The organism is Blautia sp. AF17-9LB (genome assembly GCF_003479185.1).
Classification (GTDB): domain Bacteria; phylum Bacillota; class Clostridia; order Lachnospirales; family Lachnospiraceae; genus Fusicatenibacter; species Fusicatenibacter saccharivorans.
Genome location: NZ_QUGU01000002.1, coordinates 396,736 through 415,294, shown reverse-complemented (window position 1 = coordinate 415,294; position 18,559 = coordinate 396,736). Strand labels below are relative to the sequence as shown.

At 46.9% G+C, this 18,559-nt stretch carries 16 protein-coding genes; 2 read left to right on the top strand and 14 right to left on the bottom strand.

The features are described from left to right. Positions 1-208: 208 nt before the first annotated feature. The 10 genes from DWX00_RS04215 to DWX00_RS04170 all read right to left on the bottom strand — a co-directional run bounded on the left by DWX00_RS04215 (position 209) and on the right by DWX00_RS04170 (position 10,884). Complete coding sequence (locus DWX00_RS04215) at positions 209-1,717, bottom strand: ATP-binding protein (RefSeq protein ID WP_117814072.1); 1,509 nt, start codon at positions 1,715-1,717, stop codon at positions 209-211. An 84-nt stretch (positions 1,718-1,801) separates the two neighbouring features. Next, on the bottom strand, positions 1,802-3,082 hold the full coding sequence (locus tag DWX00_RS04210) for a type I restriction endonuclease subunit R, EcoR124 family (RefSeq protein ID WP_416388389.1): 1,281 nt from the start codon (positions 3,080-3,082) through the stop codon (positions 1,802-1,804). Between the two features lie 246 nt (positions 3,083-3,328). After that, complete coding sequence (gene tpiA / locus DWX00_RS04205) at positions 3,329-4,081, bottom strand: triose-phosphate isomerase (RefSeq protein ID WP_118594700.1); 753 nt, start codon at positions 4,079-4,081, stop codon at positions 3,329-3,331. A gap of 35 nt (positions 4,082-4,116) precedes the next feature. Beyond that, a complete protein-coding gene (locus DWX00_RS04200) occupies positions 4,117-5,310 on the bottom strand; it encodes a phosphoglycerate kinase (RefSeq protein ID WP_022463323.1) in 1,194 nt (397 codons plus the stop codon). A gap of 214 nt (positions 5,311-5,524) precedes the next feature. Then, positions 5,525-6,538: a type I glyceraldehyde-3-phosphate dehydrogenase gene (gap, locus tag DWX00_RS04195; protein ID WP_022463324.1), complete on the bottom strand. Its 1,014-nt coding sequence runs from the start codon at positions 6,536-6,538 to the stop codon at positions 5,525-5,527. Positions 6,539-6,801: 263 nt separating this feature from the next. After that, positions 6,802-7,602, bottom strand: coding sequence for a histidinol-phosphatase HisJ family protein (locus DWX00_RS04190; RefSeq protein WP_022463325.1), 801 nt, complete (start codon positions 7,600-7,602; stop codon positions 6,802-6,804). Next, complete coding sequence (gene mnmA / locus DWX00_RS04185) at positions 7,599-8,693, bottom strand: tRNA 2-thiouridine(34) synthase MnmA (protein WP_055218213.1); 1,095 nt, start codon at positions 8,691-8,693, stop codon at positions 7,599-7,601. Before mnmA ends, DWX00_RS04190 begins: the two co-directional genes overlap by 4 nt. A 2-nt stretch (positions 8,694-8,695) precedes the next feature. Further along, entirely contained in the window at positions 8,696-9,133 is a 438-nt protein-coding gene (nifU, locus tag DWX00_RS04180; protein ID WP_022463327.1) for a Fe-S cluster assembly scaffold protein NifU, read from the bottom strand. Between the two features lie 107 nt (positions 9,134-9,240). Continuing rightward, a complete protein-coding gene (gene nifS / locus DWX00_RS04175; RefSeq protein ID WP_022463328.1) occupies positions 9,241-10,422 on the bottom strand; it encodes a cysteine desulfurase NifS in 1,182 nt (393 codons plus the stop codon). A 6-nt stretch (positions 10,423-10,428) separates the two neighbouring features. Next, positions 10,429-10,884, bottom strand: a complete 456-nt coding sequence (locus DWX00_RS04170) for an RrF2 family transcriptional regulator (RefSeq protein WP_022463329.1) — start codon at positions 10,882-10,884, stop codon at positions 10,429-10,431. Positions 10,885-11,042: 158 nt separating this feature from the next. On the opposite strand from DWX00_RS04170, the gene DWX00_RS04165 reads away from it, so the two are divergent. Next, positions 11,043-12,404, top strand: coding sequence for a polysaccharide biosynthesis protein (locus DWX00_RS04165; RefSeq protein ID WP_055218215.1), 1,362 nt, complete (start codon positions 11,043-11,045; stop codon positions 12,402-12,404). Positions 12,405-12,571: 167 nt separating this feature from the next. Beyond that, positions 12,572-13,606, top strand: coding sequence for a 3-deoxy-7-phosphoheptulonate synthase (locus DWX00_RS04160; RefSeq protein WP_117509093.1), 1,035 nt, complete (start codon positions 12,572-12,574; stop codon positions 13,604-13,606). Positions 13,607-13,704: 98 nt separating this feature from the next. On the opposite strand, the gene DWX00_RS04155 is transcribed toward DWX00_RS04160, so the two are convergent. From DWX00_RS04155 to DWX00_RS04140, 4 genes are all read right to left on the bottom strand, one after another. After that, on the bottom strand, positions 13,705-15,051 hold the full coding sequence (locus DWX00_RS04155; protein WP_117509094.1) for a glycoside hydrolase family 30 protein: 1,347 nt from the start codon (positions 15,049-15,051) through the stop codon (positions 13,705-13,707). A gap of 39 nt (positions 15,052-15,090) precedes the next feature. After that, entirely contained in the window at positions 15,091-15,912 is an 822-nt protein-coding gene (locus DWX00_RS04150) for an MBL fold metallo-hydrolase (protein ID WP_158554955.1), read from the bottom strand. 160 nt (positions 15,913-16,072) lie between these two features. Beyond that, a complete protein-coding gene (locus DWX00_RS04145; protein WP_117509096.1) occupies positions 16,073-17,608 on the bottom strand; it encodes an ABC transporter substrate-binding protein in 1,536 nt (511 codons plus the stop codon). Between the two features lie 42 nt (positions 17,609-17,650). Next, positions 17,651-18,559, bottom strand: coding sequence for a carbohydrate ABC transporter permease (locus DWX00_RS04140; protein WP_117509097.1), 909 nt, complete (start codon positions 18,557-18,559; stop codon positions 17,651-17,653).

Genomic DNA, 18,559 nt, shown 5'->3' with positions numbered 1-18,559 from the left:
ACTTCCGACTACTCTATTCTCCCCAGCATAGCTGGGGGATTAGACTTTTCATTAATTCATATATGAACGCACTCCGTCTAGGATATCTTTTGTGATATGTCGACATAACAGCAATCACTTGTTTCTTTGATAACTGTTCTGTAAGTTCGTCTGATTTTCTTAAAAAAGCCGGTAAATTCATTTGCCTTTTCCAATCAAATCATCAATCCTATTTCATTTTATCCGTCAATATCCATTTTCCTTTTCGATTAGACCCCTCACGGATAACTTTACCTTCATGCTGCATTTTTGTAAGCATACGCTTAATCGTTGCCGTAGAAACTGCAAGCGCTTTTGCTAATTCTTTCTGAGTCAGTTTCGGATTTTTATAAATCATTTCTGACAATTGAATTTCAAGGTCATCTTTGGGATCATGATTGGGGTCATTGGGATCTCGATCGAGGTCAACAGGCTCATGATTGAGATTATCGGGCTCACGATTGAGATCATTTGACCCATGATTGAGGTCATGATCTCGATTTTTGACCTCAATGACCTCATTCTGGCCGCGATAAAGATTGATGCGGAAAGCTACTTCCATATCAATAAATTCCGGTTCACGCAATCCGTATTCCTGCATAGCCTGCATAAGTTTCGGAATACCACTTCCCCATGCTTCCACAAGGTTCATATAGGCAAAAGCATTGGCAAGCGAACGATTTCGGATTTTTGAAAATCCTTCCTTCATCAACTCAATCGTTACGCCAGGAAGCAGTCCACCAGGAGATGTGATCTCCAAGCGATCATCATAAATTGCCACCTGAATATTAGAATTCTGAATGTAACTGCAATTCATAACTGCATTAACGATCAACTCACGGATACTATCCGGCGGCAGTTCATAAATATCCTGTCGATATACTCCTTCCAGCCGACATCCCATACGAATATTTCTAAGGACAAACTGCACCGCTTCCTCTACTTGCTTCCAAAGCGGTCCTTCATAATTACGTCGATCCAAAAAGACAGCTCGCGTCGTTCCCTTAAACACAGCGCACTGTATCATGGAACGGAGTCCACCTTGTCCCGTTAAATAAATATACGCATTTGTCGGATAGATTTTTTCATTCTCATCTTTTTTCAAAATTCCCCAACTGAGCAAAACATTTTTCGTTACATCTTTAACTGCTGATCGCTGAAGATTGGATTTGCAGTTGGCAATAGCAACTTCCTTCATTTGTTCACAGAGACTTTTAATATCTTCATCGGTCACTTCTATATCTCTGCGGATTATTGAATCAAAAGAGCGGGCATCGCATTCATAATATAATTCTCTTGACATATCACGGTCAGCAGGGCGTGTTGTTCCAGAAACTCGAATATATACGCCATTCTCCAGCCCCTCTGCCTTAATATAATATGGTTTCCGACGTCCCGTCCTGATTTCTGCAACAATTACAGGTTTATCATTTATATTTTGCAAATAAACATCCGGGATAATTGTAGGTTCACAACTGTCAGAAATAGCATTCGTAATCGCATCAATCTCCCGAAAAACTTTATCCTCCGGAATGCCAACAACTTCTCTTGTTTTATCGTCAATACCAAATATAATCCTCCCACCTTTTCCGTTAGCGAAAGCAACAACCGTTTTCATATATTTCATGCTCTTGTCTGGACGTTGTACTTTGAATTCAACGTTCTTGGATTCTCCAGCAAGGATTTCTTCTATTGTCATCCGATCACCTCCATGATTAAGTTTTGTCCATGATGACTCTATTATTTTGCTTTTTGCTTCCAATGTGGTTCCATTCATTTATGACTATTTTCCGTATGGTGCTTCAGATTCTGCCGCCATCAACACTGTTTCCTGATCGCTCAGATCGTATGTCACGGCTTTATGCTCTGGCTCATTAAAGGAAGACGAACCACCGATACCGAAATATTTTTCAAAAAACGTTTTCAGTTTTTCAATGACTCTCTGTTTTTTCTTGGCTCTTCCGCCACCACCAAAACGAGAAATTGGCGGCATGATTTTATCTATATCCGTTCCCGCTGTTTTGATCTCTCCGTCCCGAAACGCATTCTCTATGAACTTTCGTGTGTCTTTCGGCTTCAATTTTTCTTCCGCAATAATTACATTAAGATCATAATCACGCTGTTCCACAACAAATTCATGCCACTCATCCATAACATCGTCCACATCATTGATTCCTGCAATAAAGGTTTCAATAAGCTGTTTCTTGCTGCGCAGCTCCGGGCTGGCATCAATCGCTTTATTGATGGTTATCAGCACTTCCTTATCTTCACAGTGGGTATCATGATACTTCTTTACAAGCATCAGAATATAATCAATGTTGATTTCTACCTGCCGGATCAATTCAATTTCAAACACCACATCATCTGTAATATCCGTACTTTCCCGGCGTTTCCGTTTCCACTCGTCACGCAAATCCTGATAACGTCCAATGTAGTCTTGCAAATTGCGCTCAGAAATCAGCTCATTCCCCTTAAATTCGTCAAAGGAAAGCAGAAGGTTTCTCATACGAAGAATAGCACCAAACAAAGCAATAAAATCCTTCTGGTTCTGCTCTCCGACAATCTGCGGTTCTGACAGCGGAAACTTATGATTCAATTCCTCCATCAGATCCACATACCCTGGCATTGGCTTACCATCTACGGATTCATATCCGTAATAGTAATCCTTAAAGCTCTGCAGCAAAACAATGCCCCCGGCATTCTTATCCCCAAACAAGGAAATGGCACTATCTACTCGCTTCTGCAGATTTCTGAAACATACAATATTTCCAAAGGTCTTGATAGAATTCAGAATACGGTTTGTACGGAAAAACGCCTGTATCAGTCCGTGCATTTTCAGATTTTTATCTACCCACAGCGTATTCATAGTCGTCGCATCAAAACCGGTAAGAAACATATTGACTACGATCAGAATGTCCAATTCCTTATTCTTCATGCGAAGCGACACATCTTTATAATAATTCTGGAATTTATCACTTGAGGTATCGTAGTTCGTATGGAACATTTTGTTATAATCCTTGATTACTTCTTCCAGAAACTCTCTGGACGGCTGGTCGACAGATATAAAACAAGCATATCACGAAAACGTGAATTTTTCAATCCGCGCAAAAAATCACTCCGCTTCAAAACACAGAAACGAAGTGATTTCTTTTTGCACAAACTGGCACTCTCTATAGCTAAATCAAGGGTTATATGTTGCATAAAAAACAGCAAAACGCCACCAAACACCTCACCTTCAGCATTTCTGCCGAATTCACCGTGTTTGGTGACGTTTTAGCCCGTTTTATTGATTGATTTCGTACAAAATCAATTATTTATTGTAGTTTACGATAGCTCCGAAATCTGGTTTCAGGGATGCTCCGCCTACCAGACCGCCGTCGATGTTCTCCTGTGCGAACAGTTCCGGTGCGGTTTTTGCGTTTACAGAGCCGCCATACTGGATACGGATAGCTGCTGCTGTTGCATCATCATAGATTTCAGCGATGCACTCGCGGATGCCTTTGCAAACTTCCTCAGCCTGCTCTGTTGTAGCAGTTTTGCCGGTTCCGATTGCCCAGATTGGCTCGTAAGCGATAACGGCTGTTTTTGCCTGATCTGCTGTTACATTCAGGAATCCAACTTTTACCTGCTGACGAATGAAGTCCATCGTTACACCCTGCTCTCTCTGCTCCAGAGTTTCTCCGCAGCACATGATCGGGGTGATGCCGTGCTCGAAAGCTTTCAGCATTTTTTTGTTTACGGTCTCGCTGGTCTCTGCGAAGTATTCTCTTCTCTCAGAGTGGCCAAGTACAACGTATTTCACGCCAGCGTCTGTCAGCATAGCCGGGGAGATTTCGCCTGTGAAAGCACCTTTCTCCTCAAAATACATATTTTCAGCACCAATCTGGATGTTGGAGCCTTTTGCAGCCTCTACAACCGGGATGATATCGATGGCCGGTACGCAGAAAACAACGTCAACGTCGTCATTTGCCACCAGTGGTTTTAATGTATTGACTAATTCTACTGCCTTGCTCGGAGTCATGTTCATTTTCCAGTTTCCGGCGATAATTTTCTTTCTTGCCATGATCGTTTGATCTCCTTAGTTTTGAATATAAATTCTTATTTGTCGTTTGCTGCTGCAACGCCCGGCAGTTCTTTTCCTTCCAGGAACTCCAGGGAAGCGCCGCCGCCAGTGGAGATATGAGTCATCTTATCGCCATATCCAAGCTGGTTTACAGCTGCTGCGGAATCTCCGCCGCCGATGATCGTAACTGCATCTGTTTCAGCCAGTGCTGCTGCAACTGCTTTGGTTCCTGCTGCAAAATTCGGCATCTCGAAGCATCCCATCGGTCCGTTCCATACAACGGTTTTAGCAGTTTTAACAGCATCAGCGAACAGTTTTGCAGTTTCCGGTCCGATATCCAGACCTTCCCAGCCATCCGGAATCTGTCCGGCCGGAACAACCTGTGTATTTGCGTCGTTTGAGAATGCATCTGCAACAACGTTGTCTACCGGAAGAAGCAGTTTCACGCCTTTTGCTGCTGCTTTTTCTTTCATTTTGTTTGCATAATCCAGATAATCCATCTCAAGCAGAGAATCACCAACGGTGCCGCCTGCTGCTTTTGCGAAGGTATAAGCCATACCACCGCCGATGATCAGGACATCAACTTTATCGATCAGGTTGTCGATAACAGAAATCTTGCTGGATACTTTGGATCCACCAAGGATGGCAACAAACGGACGCTCCGGATTGTTGACAGCATTTCCAAGGAATGCGATCTCTTTCTCCATCAGGTAACCAACAACAGCAGTGTCAACATATTTGGTAACACCAACATTGGAGCAATGAGCACGGTGTGCGGTTCCGAATGCATCGTTTACGAATACGTCACACAGGGAAGCCAGTTCTTTGCTGAACTCCTCACCGTTTTTGGTCTCTTCTGCACGGTAACGGGTGTTCTCCAGAAGGATTACATCTCCGTCTTTCATAGCCTCAACAGCTGCTTTTGCGTTCGGTCCTACAACCTCAGGATCTGCTGCAAATTTAACTTCCTGTCCGAGAAGCTCGGAAAGGCGAACTGCAACCGGTGCAAGAGAAAGCTCTGGTTTTGGTTCTCCTTTCGGTTTTCCAAGATGAGAGCAGAGAATTACTTTTCCGCCGTCAGCGATCAGTTTTTTGATCGTTGGAAGAGCTGCTACCAGACGGTTCTCATCTGTGATTTTTCCATCGATCAGCGGAACGTTGAAGTCACATCTTACAAGGACTCTTTTTCCTTTTACGTTGATATCATCTACGGTTTTTTTGTTTAACATGGGCGTTTCCCTCCATATATCCAACTGCATCTGCCGCGCCGTTTCTTTGTTTTTGCGGCATCGCGGTCCTTATTTAAAAATGCAGTTTATAATTTTTGCACACGGAAAAGGGCTGTTTTTGTGCCGTATTTTTCCGCCGCATTCGCAAAAAGGGCCCGGTCCTTAACAGACCGGACCCTTTGGGCTCTGAAATTTTGCCGTTCAGTTTGTTAAATTATGCTAACTCGCTGAAGTATTTGATGGTACGAACCATCTGGCTTGTGTAGGAGTTCTCGTTATCATACCAAGAAACAACCTGTACCTCTGTTGTTCCGTTGTCCAGCGGAAGAACCATGGTCTGAGTTGCATCGAACAGAGAACCATATCTCATACCAACGATGTCGCTGGATACGATTTCATCTGTGTTGTATCCGAAGGACTCGGTTGCAGAAGCTTTCATTTTTGCGTTGATCTCGTCAACAGTTACAGTTCCTTCTACAACTGCTGTAAGGATTGTGGTAGAACCGGTTGGGGTTGGAACACGCTGTGCAGAACCGATCAGTTTGCCGTTCAGTTCCGGAATAACAAGGCCGATTGCTTTTGCAGCACCGGTGCTGTTTGGAACGATGTTAACTGCAGCTGCACGGGATCTTCTCAGATCGCCTTTTCTCTGCGGTCCGTCCAGAGTCATCTGATCTCCAGTGTAAGCATGGATAGTAACCATGATACCGGATTTAATCGGAGCCAGTTCGTTCAGAGCTTTTGCCATAGGTGCAAGGCAGTTTGTGGTGCAGGATGCAGCGGAGATGATGTTATCGTCTGCTGTCAGTGTCTCATGGTTTACATTGTAAACGATGGTCGGAAGGTCGTTACCAGCCGGAGCGGAGATAACTACTTTACGAGCACCTGCATTGATGTGTGCCTGAGCTTTTGCTTTGGAGGTGTAGAATCCGGAGCACTCCAGAACTACGTCTACGCCAAGCTCTCCCCATGGGCAGTTGTTAGCATCCGGGAAAGCATAGATTTTGATGTTTTTGCCATCTACTGTGATGGAATCTTCATCGGATGTTACGGTATCAGCCAGAGCATATTTTCCCTGAGAAGAGTCATATTTTAACAGATGAGCTAACATCTTCGGGGATGTTAAATCGTTGATTGCTACTACTTCATAACCTTCTGCTCCAAACATCTGTCTGAATGCAAGACGTCCGATACGGCCAAAACCATTGATTGCTACTTTTACTGCCATGATTTTCAATTCCTCCTAAAAAGTGAATTTTAATTTTGAGTCTCTGTACTTTGTTAAAGAAACATCAACCTTATCTGTATAATACCTAATTTCGTCGGAAAATTCAAGTTCTATTTTCAAGAAAATACGAAATTATTTCTAAAATTTGTGAAGAAGCCGGATGCCAATCCGTATTTCTGCAAAATTTCGAAAGATCCGTCTATTGCAGAAAGAGCCGGAATCCAGCCTTTCTGGGGCTTTTTCCGGCTTTTCCTGCGTGTTTTCTATTGGATCGGCAGATATTCCGGCTTTTTCTCTTTAAACCGCACGTAGTACCGGAATCCGGCTTCCTGCGCGATAGCTGCCGCGTCCGCGAAATGAAACGCTATATGTTCCGGTTTGTGGGCATCGGCACCGAAGGTGATCTTTTCGCCGCCCAGTTCCCGGTATCTTCTGATGACATCCGGCGTCGGATTCGGCACGCCAAGGCCTGCCTTGTAGCCGCCGGTGTTGATTTCCAGCGCGATATCGTACTGAATCAGCTCTTTTAAAATGGTATCGATCTCGTCCGCAAATGCGCGGTAGCTGTAATCTTTTCCCTTTTCTCTGCAGTAGCGTACCACATAATCCAGATGACCAAGCGTCTGGAAATTGTGGAAGAACCGGATATTTTCTGCTGTAGCCCGAAAATACGCCCGGTACAGCTCTTCTGCCGTCCAGTCCGGGAAAGCATCCTCATAATAGGGGTCTTTTCCGTCAATGACATGCATGGATCCGATCACATAGTCGAACGGCCACGCATTTACATACTCTTCCATCCGTTCTTTTAAGTGGAGCTGCAGTCCCAGTTCCACGCCGAATCGGATATCGATTCTGTCGTGGTATTTTTCCTGCAGTTCCCGGATTTTTGCCGCATATGCCGGTGTATCGAGCTGGAACTCGCCGGTACTGTAATCCATATCGTAGTGATCTGTCAGGCAGATTGCCGGAAGTCCCAGCTCGACTGCCCGTTTTACCATCTCTTCTGTTGGTGCTTCGCTGTCACTTGAAAAGAAACTGTGCATATGACAGTCCGCTATTTTCATCTTTCGGCCTCCGTAATCGTTCCGCCTCCGCCGACACAGCCGTCCACGTAGAAGACAACAGCCTGTCCCGGTGTCGGAGCACGCACGCCGTCCGGGAAGGTACAGGTAATCTCATCTTCCCCGGTCCGTTTGATCACGCACGGGGAGCCTTTGTGCCCGTACCGGATTTTTGCGGTGCAGGAGAGCTCTTCTCCAAGTTCCAGCGGCGGAATTGCCATATAGTTTACTTTGTTTGCTTTTACTACTTTTGCGAAAACCTCTTCATTTTCGCCGACCACAACCTCGTTCGTCTCCGGACGGATTTCCAGTACGAACACGCGGTGTCCCATCGGAAGGCCGAGTCCGCGGCGCTGTCCTACGGTGTAATGGGTAATCCCCTCATGGGTACCGAGGATTTCACCCTTTGTATTCACGAAATTGCCTTTCGGTGCCACGATTCCTGTCTCGTTCTGGATAAAGGAAGCGTAATCCTGATCCGGCACGAAGCAGATTTCCTGGGAATCCTTCTTTTTTGCTACCGGAAGACCGATTTTTGCTGCAATCTCACGAATCTGATCTTTTGTGTAGTCTCCGACCGGCATCAGCGTATGCGAAAGCTGCTCCTGGGTCAGATTATACAGTGCATACGTCTGGTCTTTTGCCGCTGTTACCGAATTTGCAATCGCATACCGTCCATTGGCAAGCTGTTCGATTCTTGCATAATGTCCGGTCGCAATGTAGTCCGCTCCAATGGAAAGACTGCGCTGAAGCAACGCTTCCCATTTCACATAGCGGTTGCAGGCGATACACGGGTTCGGTGTTCTGCCGCAGAGATATTCGTTCGTGAAATAGTCCATGACGTTCTCACGGAACTCTTTTTTGAAGTTCATGACATAATACGGAATGTCCAGCACCTGTGCCACGCGCCTTGCATCATCAACAGCAGAGAGGCCGCAACAGCCCCCGTTTTCCTCCTGGACTGTCTCGGCCTCATCCTGCCAGATCTGCATGGTCACCCCGATGACATCGTATCCTGCTTTTTTCAGGAGATACGCTGCCACCGAGGAATCTACGCCGCCGGACATTCCAACGACTACCTTCTTTTTTCCCATACTTAGTATTCTTCCTCTTCCTCGCCCTCGCTGATATCAGACTTCGGTTTTGCAAGACCTTCGATCTTGATGTGGTGTTTCTCTGCGTAATCCCAGAGTGCAGCGTGAATTGCTTCTTCTGCAAGCAGAGAACAGTGAACTTTGACCGGCGGAAGTCCGTCGAGTGCTTCCATAACAGCTTTGTTGGTTACTTCCAGAGCTTCCTGGATGGTTTTTCCTTTTACCAGCTCGGTTGCCATACTGCTGGTTGCAACTGCGGCGCCGCAGCCGAAGGTTTTGAATTTGCAGTCCTGAATGATGCCGTTATCGTCGATGTCAAGATACATTCTCATGATATCGCCGCATTTTGCATTTCCAACGGTACCTACACCGCTTGCGTTCTCAATTTCTCCTACATTTCTCGGATGCTGGAAATGATCCATTACTTTTTCACTGTACATTGTTATTCTTCCTCCTGAACTATTTCAAAGCAGTCCTCCTCCGGCACAGCTTTTACCTGAATTTTTCTGTACCGGCTTTCTGGATGGACTGTCTTATTTTTTTAAACTTATTTACCCTGCTGTTTTTTGATGTAATCCTCATACAGCGGGGACATGCTGCGCAGACGGTCTACGATCGCTTTAATCTGCTCTACAACAAAATCAACGTCCTCTTTTGTGATCTCCTCACTTAAAGTCAGACGTAAGGAACCGTGTGCTTTCTCGTGCGGCAGTCCGATGGCCAGCAGTACATGGGACGGATCCAGGGATCCGGAAGTACATGCAGAACCGCTGGATGCGCAGATACCTTTCATATCCAGCATGATCAGAAGGGACTCTCCCTCGATGAATTCAAAGCTGATGTTGCAGTTGTTCGGCAGACGTTTTACCGGATCGCCGTTCAGACGGCAGTTCGGAATCTCGGTTAAAATACGGTTGATCAGATAATCACGTACTTCGATTTCTTTTGCGGTACGCTCCGCCATAGTTCTTGCCGCACGCTCTGCCGCAACTCCATATCCTACGATGCCCGGTACATTTTCTGTTCCGGCACGGCGTTTTCTTTCCTGCGCACCGCCGTGTACGAAGGAGCGGATTTTCACACCCTTTCGGATGTAAAGGAAGCCGATTCCTTTCGGTCCGTTAATCTTATGACCGCTGGAACTGAGCATATCAATATTGCACTCATCCACATTGATCGGGATCTGGCCAAATGCCTGTACGGCATCTGTGTGGAATAAAATATTGTGTTCTTTTGCAATTCTTCCGATTTCCTTGATCGGCTGAATCGTTCCGATTTCGTTGTTTGCCGCCATAACGGAAATCAGAATGGTCTCAGGTGTGATGGCTGCTTCGAGTTCATCCAGATTGACAACGCCGTTCTCATCGACGCCGATATAGGTGATTTTCGCACCGCGCTCTTTTTCCAGATACTCACAGGTATGAAGAATCGCATGATGCTCGATTTTTGTGGTGATGATGTGGTTTCCTTTATTTTTATATGCTTCAAAGGTAGCTTTTAACGCCCAGTTATCGGACTCGCTGCCGCCGGCTGTGAAATAAATTTCCTCCGGTTTTGCGCCGAGCACGTTTGCGATCTGCTCTCTTCCTTTGGTGATGGCTTCTTTGCTTTTTCCTGCAATTGCATAAATACTGGATGGATTTCCGTAGTATTCGCTGAAATAAGGAAGCATAGCCTCGACAACTTCCGGGGCTGTTTTTGTTGTTGCCGCATTGTCCAGATAAATCATTGTTGTTCACTCCTTGTCATTTCTATCGCTGTTTCTGTTTTTCTCTAATTGCCGGCTCTGCTGAACCAGCTCTCCGAGGCTGATGGAATCCACAGCGTTCGTAATTCCCTCATTGATCCTCTGCCACACAAAACGCGTGACGCAGAAATCGGCCGCATCGCAGCCGCCCAGGCCTTCATTGACCGAGCACGTGACTGCCTCGAGTCCGCCCTCCAGCACACGGAGAACATCTCCTACCGAAATGGAATCTGCCGGTTTTGCAAGTACATATCCACCGCCTGCTCCCCGCACACTCTCAATGAATCCGGCTTTTCGAAGCGGACGCACCAGCTGCTCCAGATAGCTCTCTGAGATATTCTGGCGTTCTGAAATGCTGGCAATGGACACTGCACCCTCTTCTTCGTGACTCGCCAGATCGATCATGGCACGCAGGCCATATCTTCCCTTGGTCGATAATTTCATTCCTGGTTCTCCTTTTTCCTGTGCTGTCGTTTTCCAATTCCGACAGTTTTAATCGGATTTATTTCTCACTCAGAATAGCACCTATCACGGGGTTCTGTCAAGGAGTTTTTTCGCATATTTTAGACTATCTGCGCAATGCCGTGAAAGGAGTCTATCCCATGCTGAAAATCACAAGAAAGAACACGCTTCTTCTTGGCACACTGATCCTGACCGCGTCCGGGATCATCTGCAGAATTCTTGGATTTCTCTATAGAATATTCCTGTCGCGCCGGATCGGTGCGGAAGCCTTTGGTATCTACCAGCTCGCCACACCACTCTACGCACTGATGCTCTCCCTTGGCGCAGGCGGCATGCAGACGGTGCTCTCGCGCTTTGTCGCATCGTACCTTGCCAAAAAGGATTCCAGACGGGCAAAGATCTGTCTGGCGGCCGGATGCGGCATTGTAGTGATACTTTCCTTCTCCGCCTCCATCTTTCTCTTTTTCAGCGCGGATTTTATAGGAACACGGCTTCTTTTTGAGCCGCGGACGATTCTGCTCCTCCGGATTTTATCACTCGGCATTCTCCCCTCCGGGATCCACAACTGTCTCTCGGCATGGTATCTTGGCCAGAATCAGACGGCACTGCCTTCTTTTTGCCAGCTTTTGGAACAGTTCGTGCGCATGGGCGCTTCCTACCTTGCCTGGCTTTTCTGTCTTTCCACAAGCCTCCCCTCTGCCGCTGTCGCTGCATTCGGTACTGCCGCCGGCGAACTCTTTTCGTGTCTCTTTCTGATGGCCTGCCTGTCCGTCTCGCACAGCAGGTCCCCTCAGAAACACCGCCCGATTTCTGTTTTTTTCAAAGAAAAGACCCTCTGGTACGATACCTTCCGAGAGCTTGCCGTTTTGAATCTTCCGCTTACGCTGAACCGTATTCTTCTGAATGTCCTCCACAGCATTGAAAGTGCTCTGCTCCCCGGCTGTCTGGTCACCTTCGGTCTTTCCCGGAAAGCAGCGCTCTCGCAGTATGGCATTCTCACCGGTATGGCACTTCCGATGATCTTTTTTCCATCTGCCATCACCCACGCGGTGTCCGTCATGCTTCTGCCCGGCGTAGCAAAACAGCAGGCCGACGGTACGCCGGAGCAAATATCAGACACGATCCGTTATACAATTTCTTTCTGTGTGCTGCTTGGCACTTCCGCTGTTTTTGCCTTTTTCTTTTTCGGTCCGTGGCTTGGACGTTTCCTTTTTCAAAACGAAGAAGTCGGCGTTTTTCTGCGTATCCTTTCATTTTTAAGTCCTTTTCTCTATCTGGAAACGACACTTGGAAGCATTTTAAACGGCCTTGGAAAAACTTCTCTCGTTTTTTTCCAGAACCTTGCCGGAGATGTAATTCGTATTCTTGCAATTCTTTTTCTCGTCCCGGTTTTCGGCATCCGTGGCTATCTCTATGGTATTCTTGCAAGTGAACTTACCATTATGACAATGGCACTTTTGTTCCTGCATCGGGAATCTGCAAACGGATTTGCTGTTCATTGATACCTTTTTTCTATCTTTTTTAAGAGAAACAGAATTTTCGCCGAAAAAATATCGACAATCTTCGCGTTATGTATTATAATTTATAGATAGTTTGCGACGGGGCACACAAGAACGCTCCTCTGTCCGCAGCTAGAAAAGAAGTGCATCTAAGATAAAGGAGAACGAAAATGAGCCTTGAATTTGTAAGAAAACTTCCCACCCCAACAGAGATCCGGGAACAATATCCCTTAAGCGCCCGCGCAACCGAAATCAAAAAACAGCGTGACGCTGAAATCGCAAAAGTCTTTACCGGGGATTCCGATAAATTTCTTGTTATCGTAGGACCTTGCTCCGCAGACAACGAAGACGCTGTTCTGGAGTACAATCACCGTCTGGCAAAGGTTGCCGACAAAGTATCCGACAAACTGATCATCATCCCGCGTGTCTATACCAACAAACCGCGTACCACAGGTGAAGGCTACAAAGGTATCGTTCATCAGCCGGACCCGGAAGGAAAGCCGGACCTGCTGCACGGCCTGATCGCCATGCGTAAAATGCATATGCGTGTAGTAGAAGAGACTGATCTGACTTCTGCAGACGAAATGCTGTATCCGTCCAACTGGAGCTATCTGTCCGATATTCTCTCCTATGTTGCGGTCGGCGCACGTTCCGTAGAAAACCAGGAGCACCGTCTGACTGTTTCCGGCATCGACATTCCGGCCGGCATGAAAAACCCGACCAGCGGTGATCTTTCTGTTATGATCAACTCCGTCATTGCCGCACAGGGCTCCCACTCCTTTATTTACCGTACCTGGGAGGTAAAGACAAGCGGAAATCCGCTGGCGCACACCATTCTCCGCGGTGCGACCAACAAGCACGGCAACTCCGTGCCGAACTATCACTACGAGGACATTCAGCTTCTGCTGGAGAAATACAACGAAACACATCTCGTAAACCCGGCTACCATCATCGATGCCAACCATTCCAACTCCGGAAAGAAATACGAGCAGCAGATCCGTATCGTCAAAGACGTTCTGCACACAAGACGATGCAGCAAGGATATCGAAAGTCTCGTAAAAGGTGTTATGATCGAAAGCTATCTGGAGCCTGGCAATCAGAAAATCGGATGCGGAACCCATGTTTACGGAAAATCCATTACCGACCCGTGTCTTGGATGGGATCAGACCGAACGACTGATTTACGATATTGCTGAGGAGTGCTAAATTTTCTCCTTCGTTGCAAAAACACATATGAAAGAAACCTCTGTCGCAGATTTTACCGGTCTGCACAGAGGTTTCTTTCTTTTGTTATGATAAGGTTGTTAAATCAATACCGTTGCAATGCTATTGCCCCAGAAGGTCAGGCGGGTTGTGGTTCCGTTCATGCGGAGATTGACTACTTTCGTCTCTTCTGACGTATTTAATACAACGAGTGCAATCGTTCCATCCGGGTTTTTCGCTGCTGTAACCTCAAGATCCGGCGAATACGTGGAGCTTGCGATGCGGACGGCGCCCGGTTTGATGTATTTTGAGAAGTGGGCGATCGCGTGGAACATCGGTTTTACTTCGATTGTGTCGGTCGTTCCGTCGCAAATGATCGGTGCGCCGCAGAAGTTGTCCACGTGGTTCGGGCCGCCGATCTCATCAAGCACGAGGTTCCAGTCAATCCAGTAATTCATGCCATGGTTCAGATCGCCGATGATGTCGTGCGCATACTGTTTTGCATGGCGCAGAGAGTTTCCGGCAGCCGCACCGTACCGTGCCAGCTCTACGCAGCCCTCACTGTGCATCAGCATCAGATCCGGGTAATCTTCTCTTACCATCGAGAGGGTGTCAAAATGATCGCCTGAATACCAGTGGTATGCAACACCAGCAATCATATCTTTCGTTGTCTCATCCACAATGTCGCGGGTTCTCTCGTACGTTCTCTCTTTGTTGTGGTCCCAGATGTACAGTTTTACGTGATCAAGGCCTTTTTCTTTTAAGGTCGGGTACAGATAGTCACGCAGGAATTCTTTTTCCTCTTCTGCCGTATATTCGCAGGAATCCCAGGTCTGAACAGCCAGCGGCTCATTCTGTACCGTCATCCAGGAAATCGGCAGGCCGAGTTTTTCGTACTCGGTGATGTATTTTGCAATATAATTTGCGTAATCCGGATAGCTTTCTTTTTTCAGGTGGCCGCCGCCGTTTCTCACGCCGGTCTCTTTCAGGAAGGCTGGCGGGGACCACGGGGAAAGCAGCAGTGAGACCGGTTTGCCAAGAGTTTTGGAAACAGCTTTTACGAGCGGCTGCACGTATTTTGCATCTCTTTCCAGGCTAAAATCCCTGAATTCCGGATCGTCCGGGTTTTCGACTGCGCAGTAATTGCCGATGGAGAAGTCACAGCTGTCCATGTGAATCCGGCCGATCGTATAGCCAATGCCGTCTTTTCCATAATACGCTTCTACTACTTTCTTACGGTTTTCCTCACTCATGCGGGACAGTGCATAGCCTGCGGACTCGGTGAGTGCGGCGCCAAATCCCTCAATTTTCTGATACGTCTTGTCCGGGTACAGGTTGATGACCTGCATTTCCTGATTTTTCGCGTCCGGGATCAGTGCAGTTTCATAGTCTCTTGTTTTGATGCCATCTTCCCCAAAGATGGTTGCGTGTAATGTTACTTTTGCCATAAGTTTTCTTCTCCTTTTCTCTGCTTTTTGCAGATCATTTTATCGCTCCGGATCCTTTTCCAGGCAGTCCGGGTAATAACTGAGTCTTGCGGTTCCGTGTTCGGCATAGAGCATGCCTTCCCGCGGTGCGGTTTTTCCTTCTGCTTCGCCGGACAGAATCTGCTCGGCGGTTTTGATGCAGTCATCGAGAATCGTCTCTGGCTGGCTGAAATAGCCCTGCATGCCGCCGAAACCGATGTGCCCGCTGTAGGATCTCTCATAGCGGGTTTCGTATGTTTTCAGGTGATACAGCCCTTCCAGCGTTTTTCTCACGCTGCAGCCGAGGACAAGAAGATTCTGGTTGCAGGCATCGCCGGAGAACAGGATTTTCGTCGCTTCATCAAGAAAACAGATGCCGCCCGGCGTGTGGCCGGCCACCTCGATGCACTCGACGCGGCGGTTTCCCAGTTCGAAAACATCGCCCTCGTGCAGGGCATGGAATGTCGGCATTTCGAACGGCTGAATTTTGTTGAGATCATACTCATATGCCTGATAGCCGCCGTTTCTTCCAATTTCATCAGCAAAGCCGCGCAGCTGTTCTGCGTTCAGGTTCCGTGTCATAGCAAAATCTGCCTCGCCAAGATAGACATCCGTAAACGCACCGATTCCGCCGACATGATCGAGATGGCCGTGCGTCAGGACAACGTCGTACGGCTTGTCCGTCAAGCTTGCCGCGATGCCTTTCAGATCAGAAAGGCCGCATGCGGTGTCAATCAAAAGCGCACGCTCCTCTCCGACCAGAAAATAACACGCGGACAGACCGAATTCGTTGATGGCGTAGGTGTTTTTCGCAATTTCCATTACCATTGGTTCTTTTATCATAGTTTTGTTCCCTCCCATACATGATGGCTGTTTTCGGAAAAAGCAGGCACCGCACGCATACCCCCACGATATGTTCTGCTCCAGTACCTGCTTTTTGTCCGTCTGTTCTGCCTGCGGCAGAAGTTATATAGTCTTTGCGTTTCCCTTTCGGAAATTCGTTTTATTTCAGGCCTGCTACGTAAGCGTCAAGCTGTTTCTGAGCTGCCTCTTTCATGGTCTCGATTCCTGCTGCTTCCATCTGGGACTGATAATCAGCCAAACCAGATTCTGCATCTGTGTATCCGAGCTCAAGCGGCCACCAGTACTGCTGCTGTACATTGTTGCATGCAGCAAGCTGGGTCTCGAAGGAAGAGGTATCCAGTACAAATCCTGTGAATTTCTCATTTCCCTGTCCAGAAACGATGTGGGACTCAAACTCATCAATGTTAGTCTTATAATCGTCCGGAGTACCGATCGCCTGACGGTTCAGAGCATCACTTCTTGCAGACCACATTGCGCTCGTTCCATAGTTGTCCGTATCCAGAACCTTGAACTGTCCTTCATCGTTCAGCTCATAAGAAGTTCCTTCAATGCCGTAGTAGAATGCATCGTATACTTCCTGATCATTGGTGATCAGATCCCACAGTGCCATTGCTCTCTCCGGATTCTTGGAAGTATTGGAGATTACCATACAGTCCTGCGTATATGGAAGATGTGCAACATCTTTTACCATGTTAGAATAGTGAATATCGTATTCCGGATGAAGAATTGCCTGTCCCACATAGGAATCAATGTTATGGATCTTCAGAGCTGCTTTACCATTCTGAAATTTCGTGCTGTCCGTGTCTGACAGAGCAGATTTTGAATAAAATCCTTTCTCATTCCATCTTGCCATCATTTCCAGGAATTCCGGTGTTTTCTCCAGCTCATAGGAAGTCATAACAGTTGGATTTTCTGCATTTGGATCATACCACAGATAACGGATTCCGTTGAAGGCTGCCAGTCCCTGATTTTCCATATACATGAAGAAGATTTCCGGTGCTGTAGAGTACAGATCGATGCACTCCATTTCCGGATGCGTTTCTTTGATGATATCGCAGTACTCTTCAATATCTTCAAAGGTCTCCATCTTTCCGTCCCATTCGGTTCCCTCTACCAGGTCACCACGATAGATAGGACCATATGAATTGTAGGTAGACAGCAGGGAAGGAACACAATAATAGCTTCCATTTACTGTTGCCTGCTGTTTTGCTTCCTCAGACTGTGCTGCAAAGTTCTTCGGTGCGTAGGTTGGCCAGAGCTCATCAAGGCTCTTGAAGGCACCCTTCTGCGCCAGAGATGCAAAGTTCAGCCAGGATGCACTGTATGCCATATCAAACTCTTCTCCCGAAGAGAACAGCAACGGATATTTGTTTGCGTACTCCGCCCAGCCGATCCAGTTGATTTTCAAAGAGCAGTTCAGTTTCTCTTTTAAGAGTTTGTTCAGATTCTCGTCGATTGCATCCTGTCCTGCCGGACGGTCACTGATGACATACATGGAAAGCTCCACAAACTCGGATGTGTCAAGCTCACCGCTTGCGGATGATGTAGATCCGCTCTTTGCAGCTCCACCATTGGAAGAGCTGGAATTGTTGCTTCCGCAGCCTGCAAGCAGGCCTCCGGTCATGGCGATTGCCATGGATACAGCAAGTGCTTTTCTTAATTTTTTGTTTTGCATTTCTTTTTCCTCCTTTTTCGTTGCCTTTATCTAATCGTTCCATCAGCCTTTGACGGAACCGATTGTAACACCTTTTACAAAATATTTCTGTATAAACGGGTAAACCAGAATGATCGGGCCGGTTGCCACAACTGCCATGGCCAGCTTCAGGGAGTTGGATGGCATATCCTGCAGCGGAATGTTTGCAGAGCTTGCCATCTGGGACATTGCCTGCGTTTTCTGCATCAGGGCATACAGCATGTACTGCAGCGGATATTTTGTTTCTGTATTCATATACAGCATTGCATTGTACCAGTCATTCCAGTAACCAAGCGCAAGGAACAGACCGATGGTTGCCATTCCGGATTTCAGAAGCGGAAGGATGATGCTGAAAAATGTTTTAAACTCGCCTGCGCCGTCAATCTTCGCAGATTCGATCAGTGCGGTCGGAATTGCGGATACGAAGGTTCTCATGATCAACAGGTAGAAGACATTGAACACACCCGGTAAGATCAGGGCAAGGTAGCTGTCTTTTAAGTGCAGATACTGGATGTAGAAAATATAGGAGCAAACCATACCGCCGTTAAACAGGGTCGTAAAGTAGAAGAAGAAGGACAGAGCATTTCTGTACTTGAAATCTTTACGGCTGATCACGTAAGCGGTCATTGTCGTAAGCAGAAGTCCTACTGCAGTTCCGGCGAGGGTGATAAAAATAGATACCCCGTAAGCACGGACAACGGTCATCGGGCTCTTGAAGATCAGTGCGTAAGCGGCTGTGGTAAATTCTCTTGGGAGAATGCCATAACCCTGAAACCGAATCGCCTGCTCAGATGAAAACGAACCGGAAACCACCATAATAAACGGCAGTAAACATACCAGAGCCATCAGCGCAACAAAGGTGTAACAGATGACATAAAATACTTTTGTAGAAGTACTTTTCTTGATTTTCTGTGATTTTGCAACAGCTTGCAT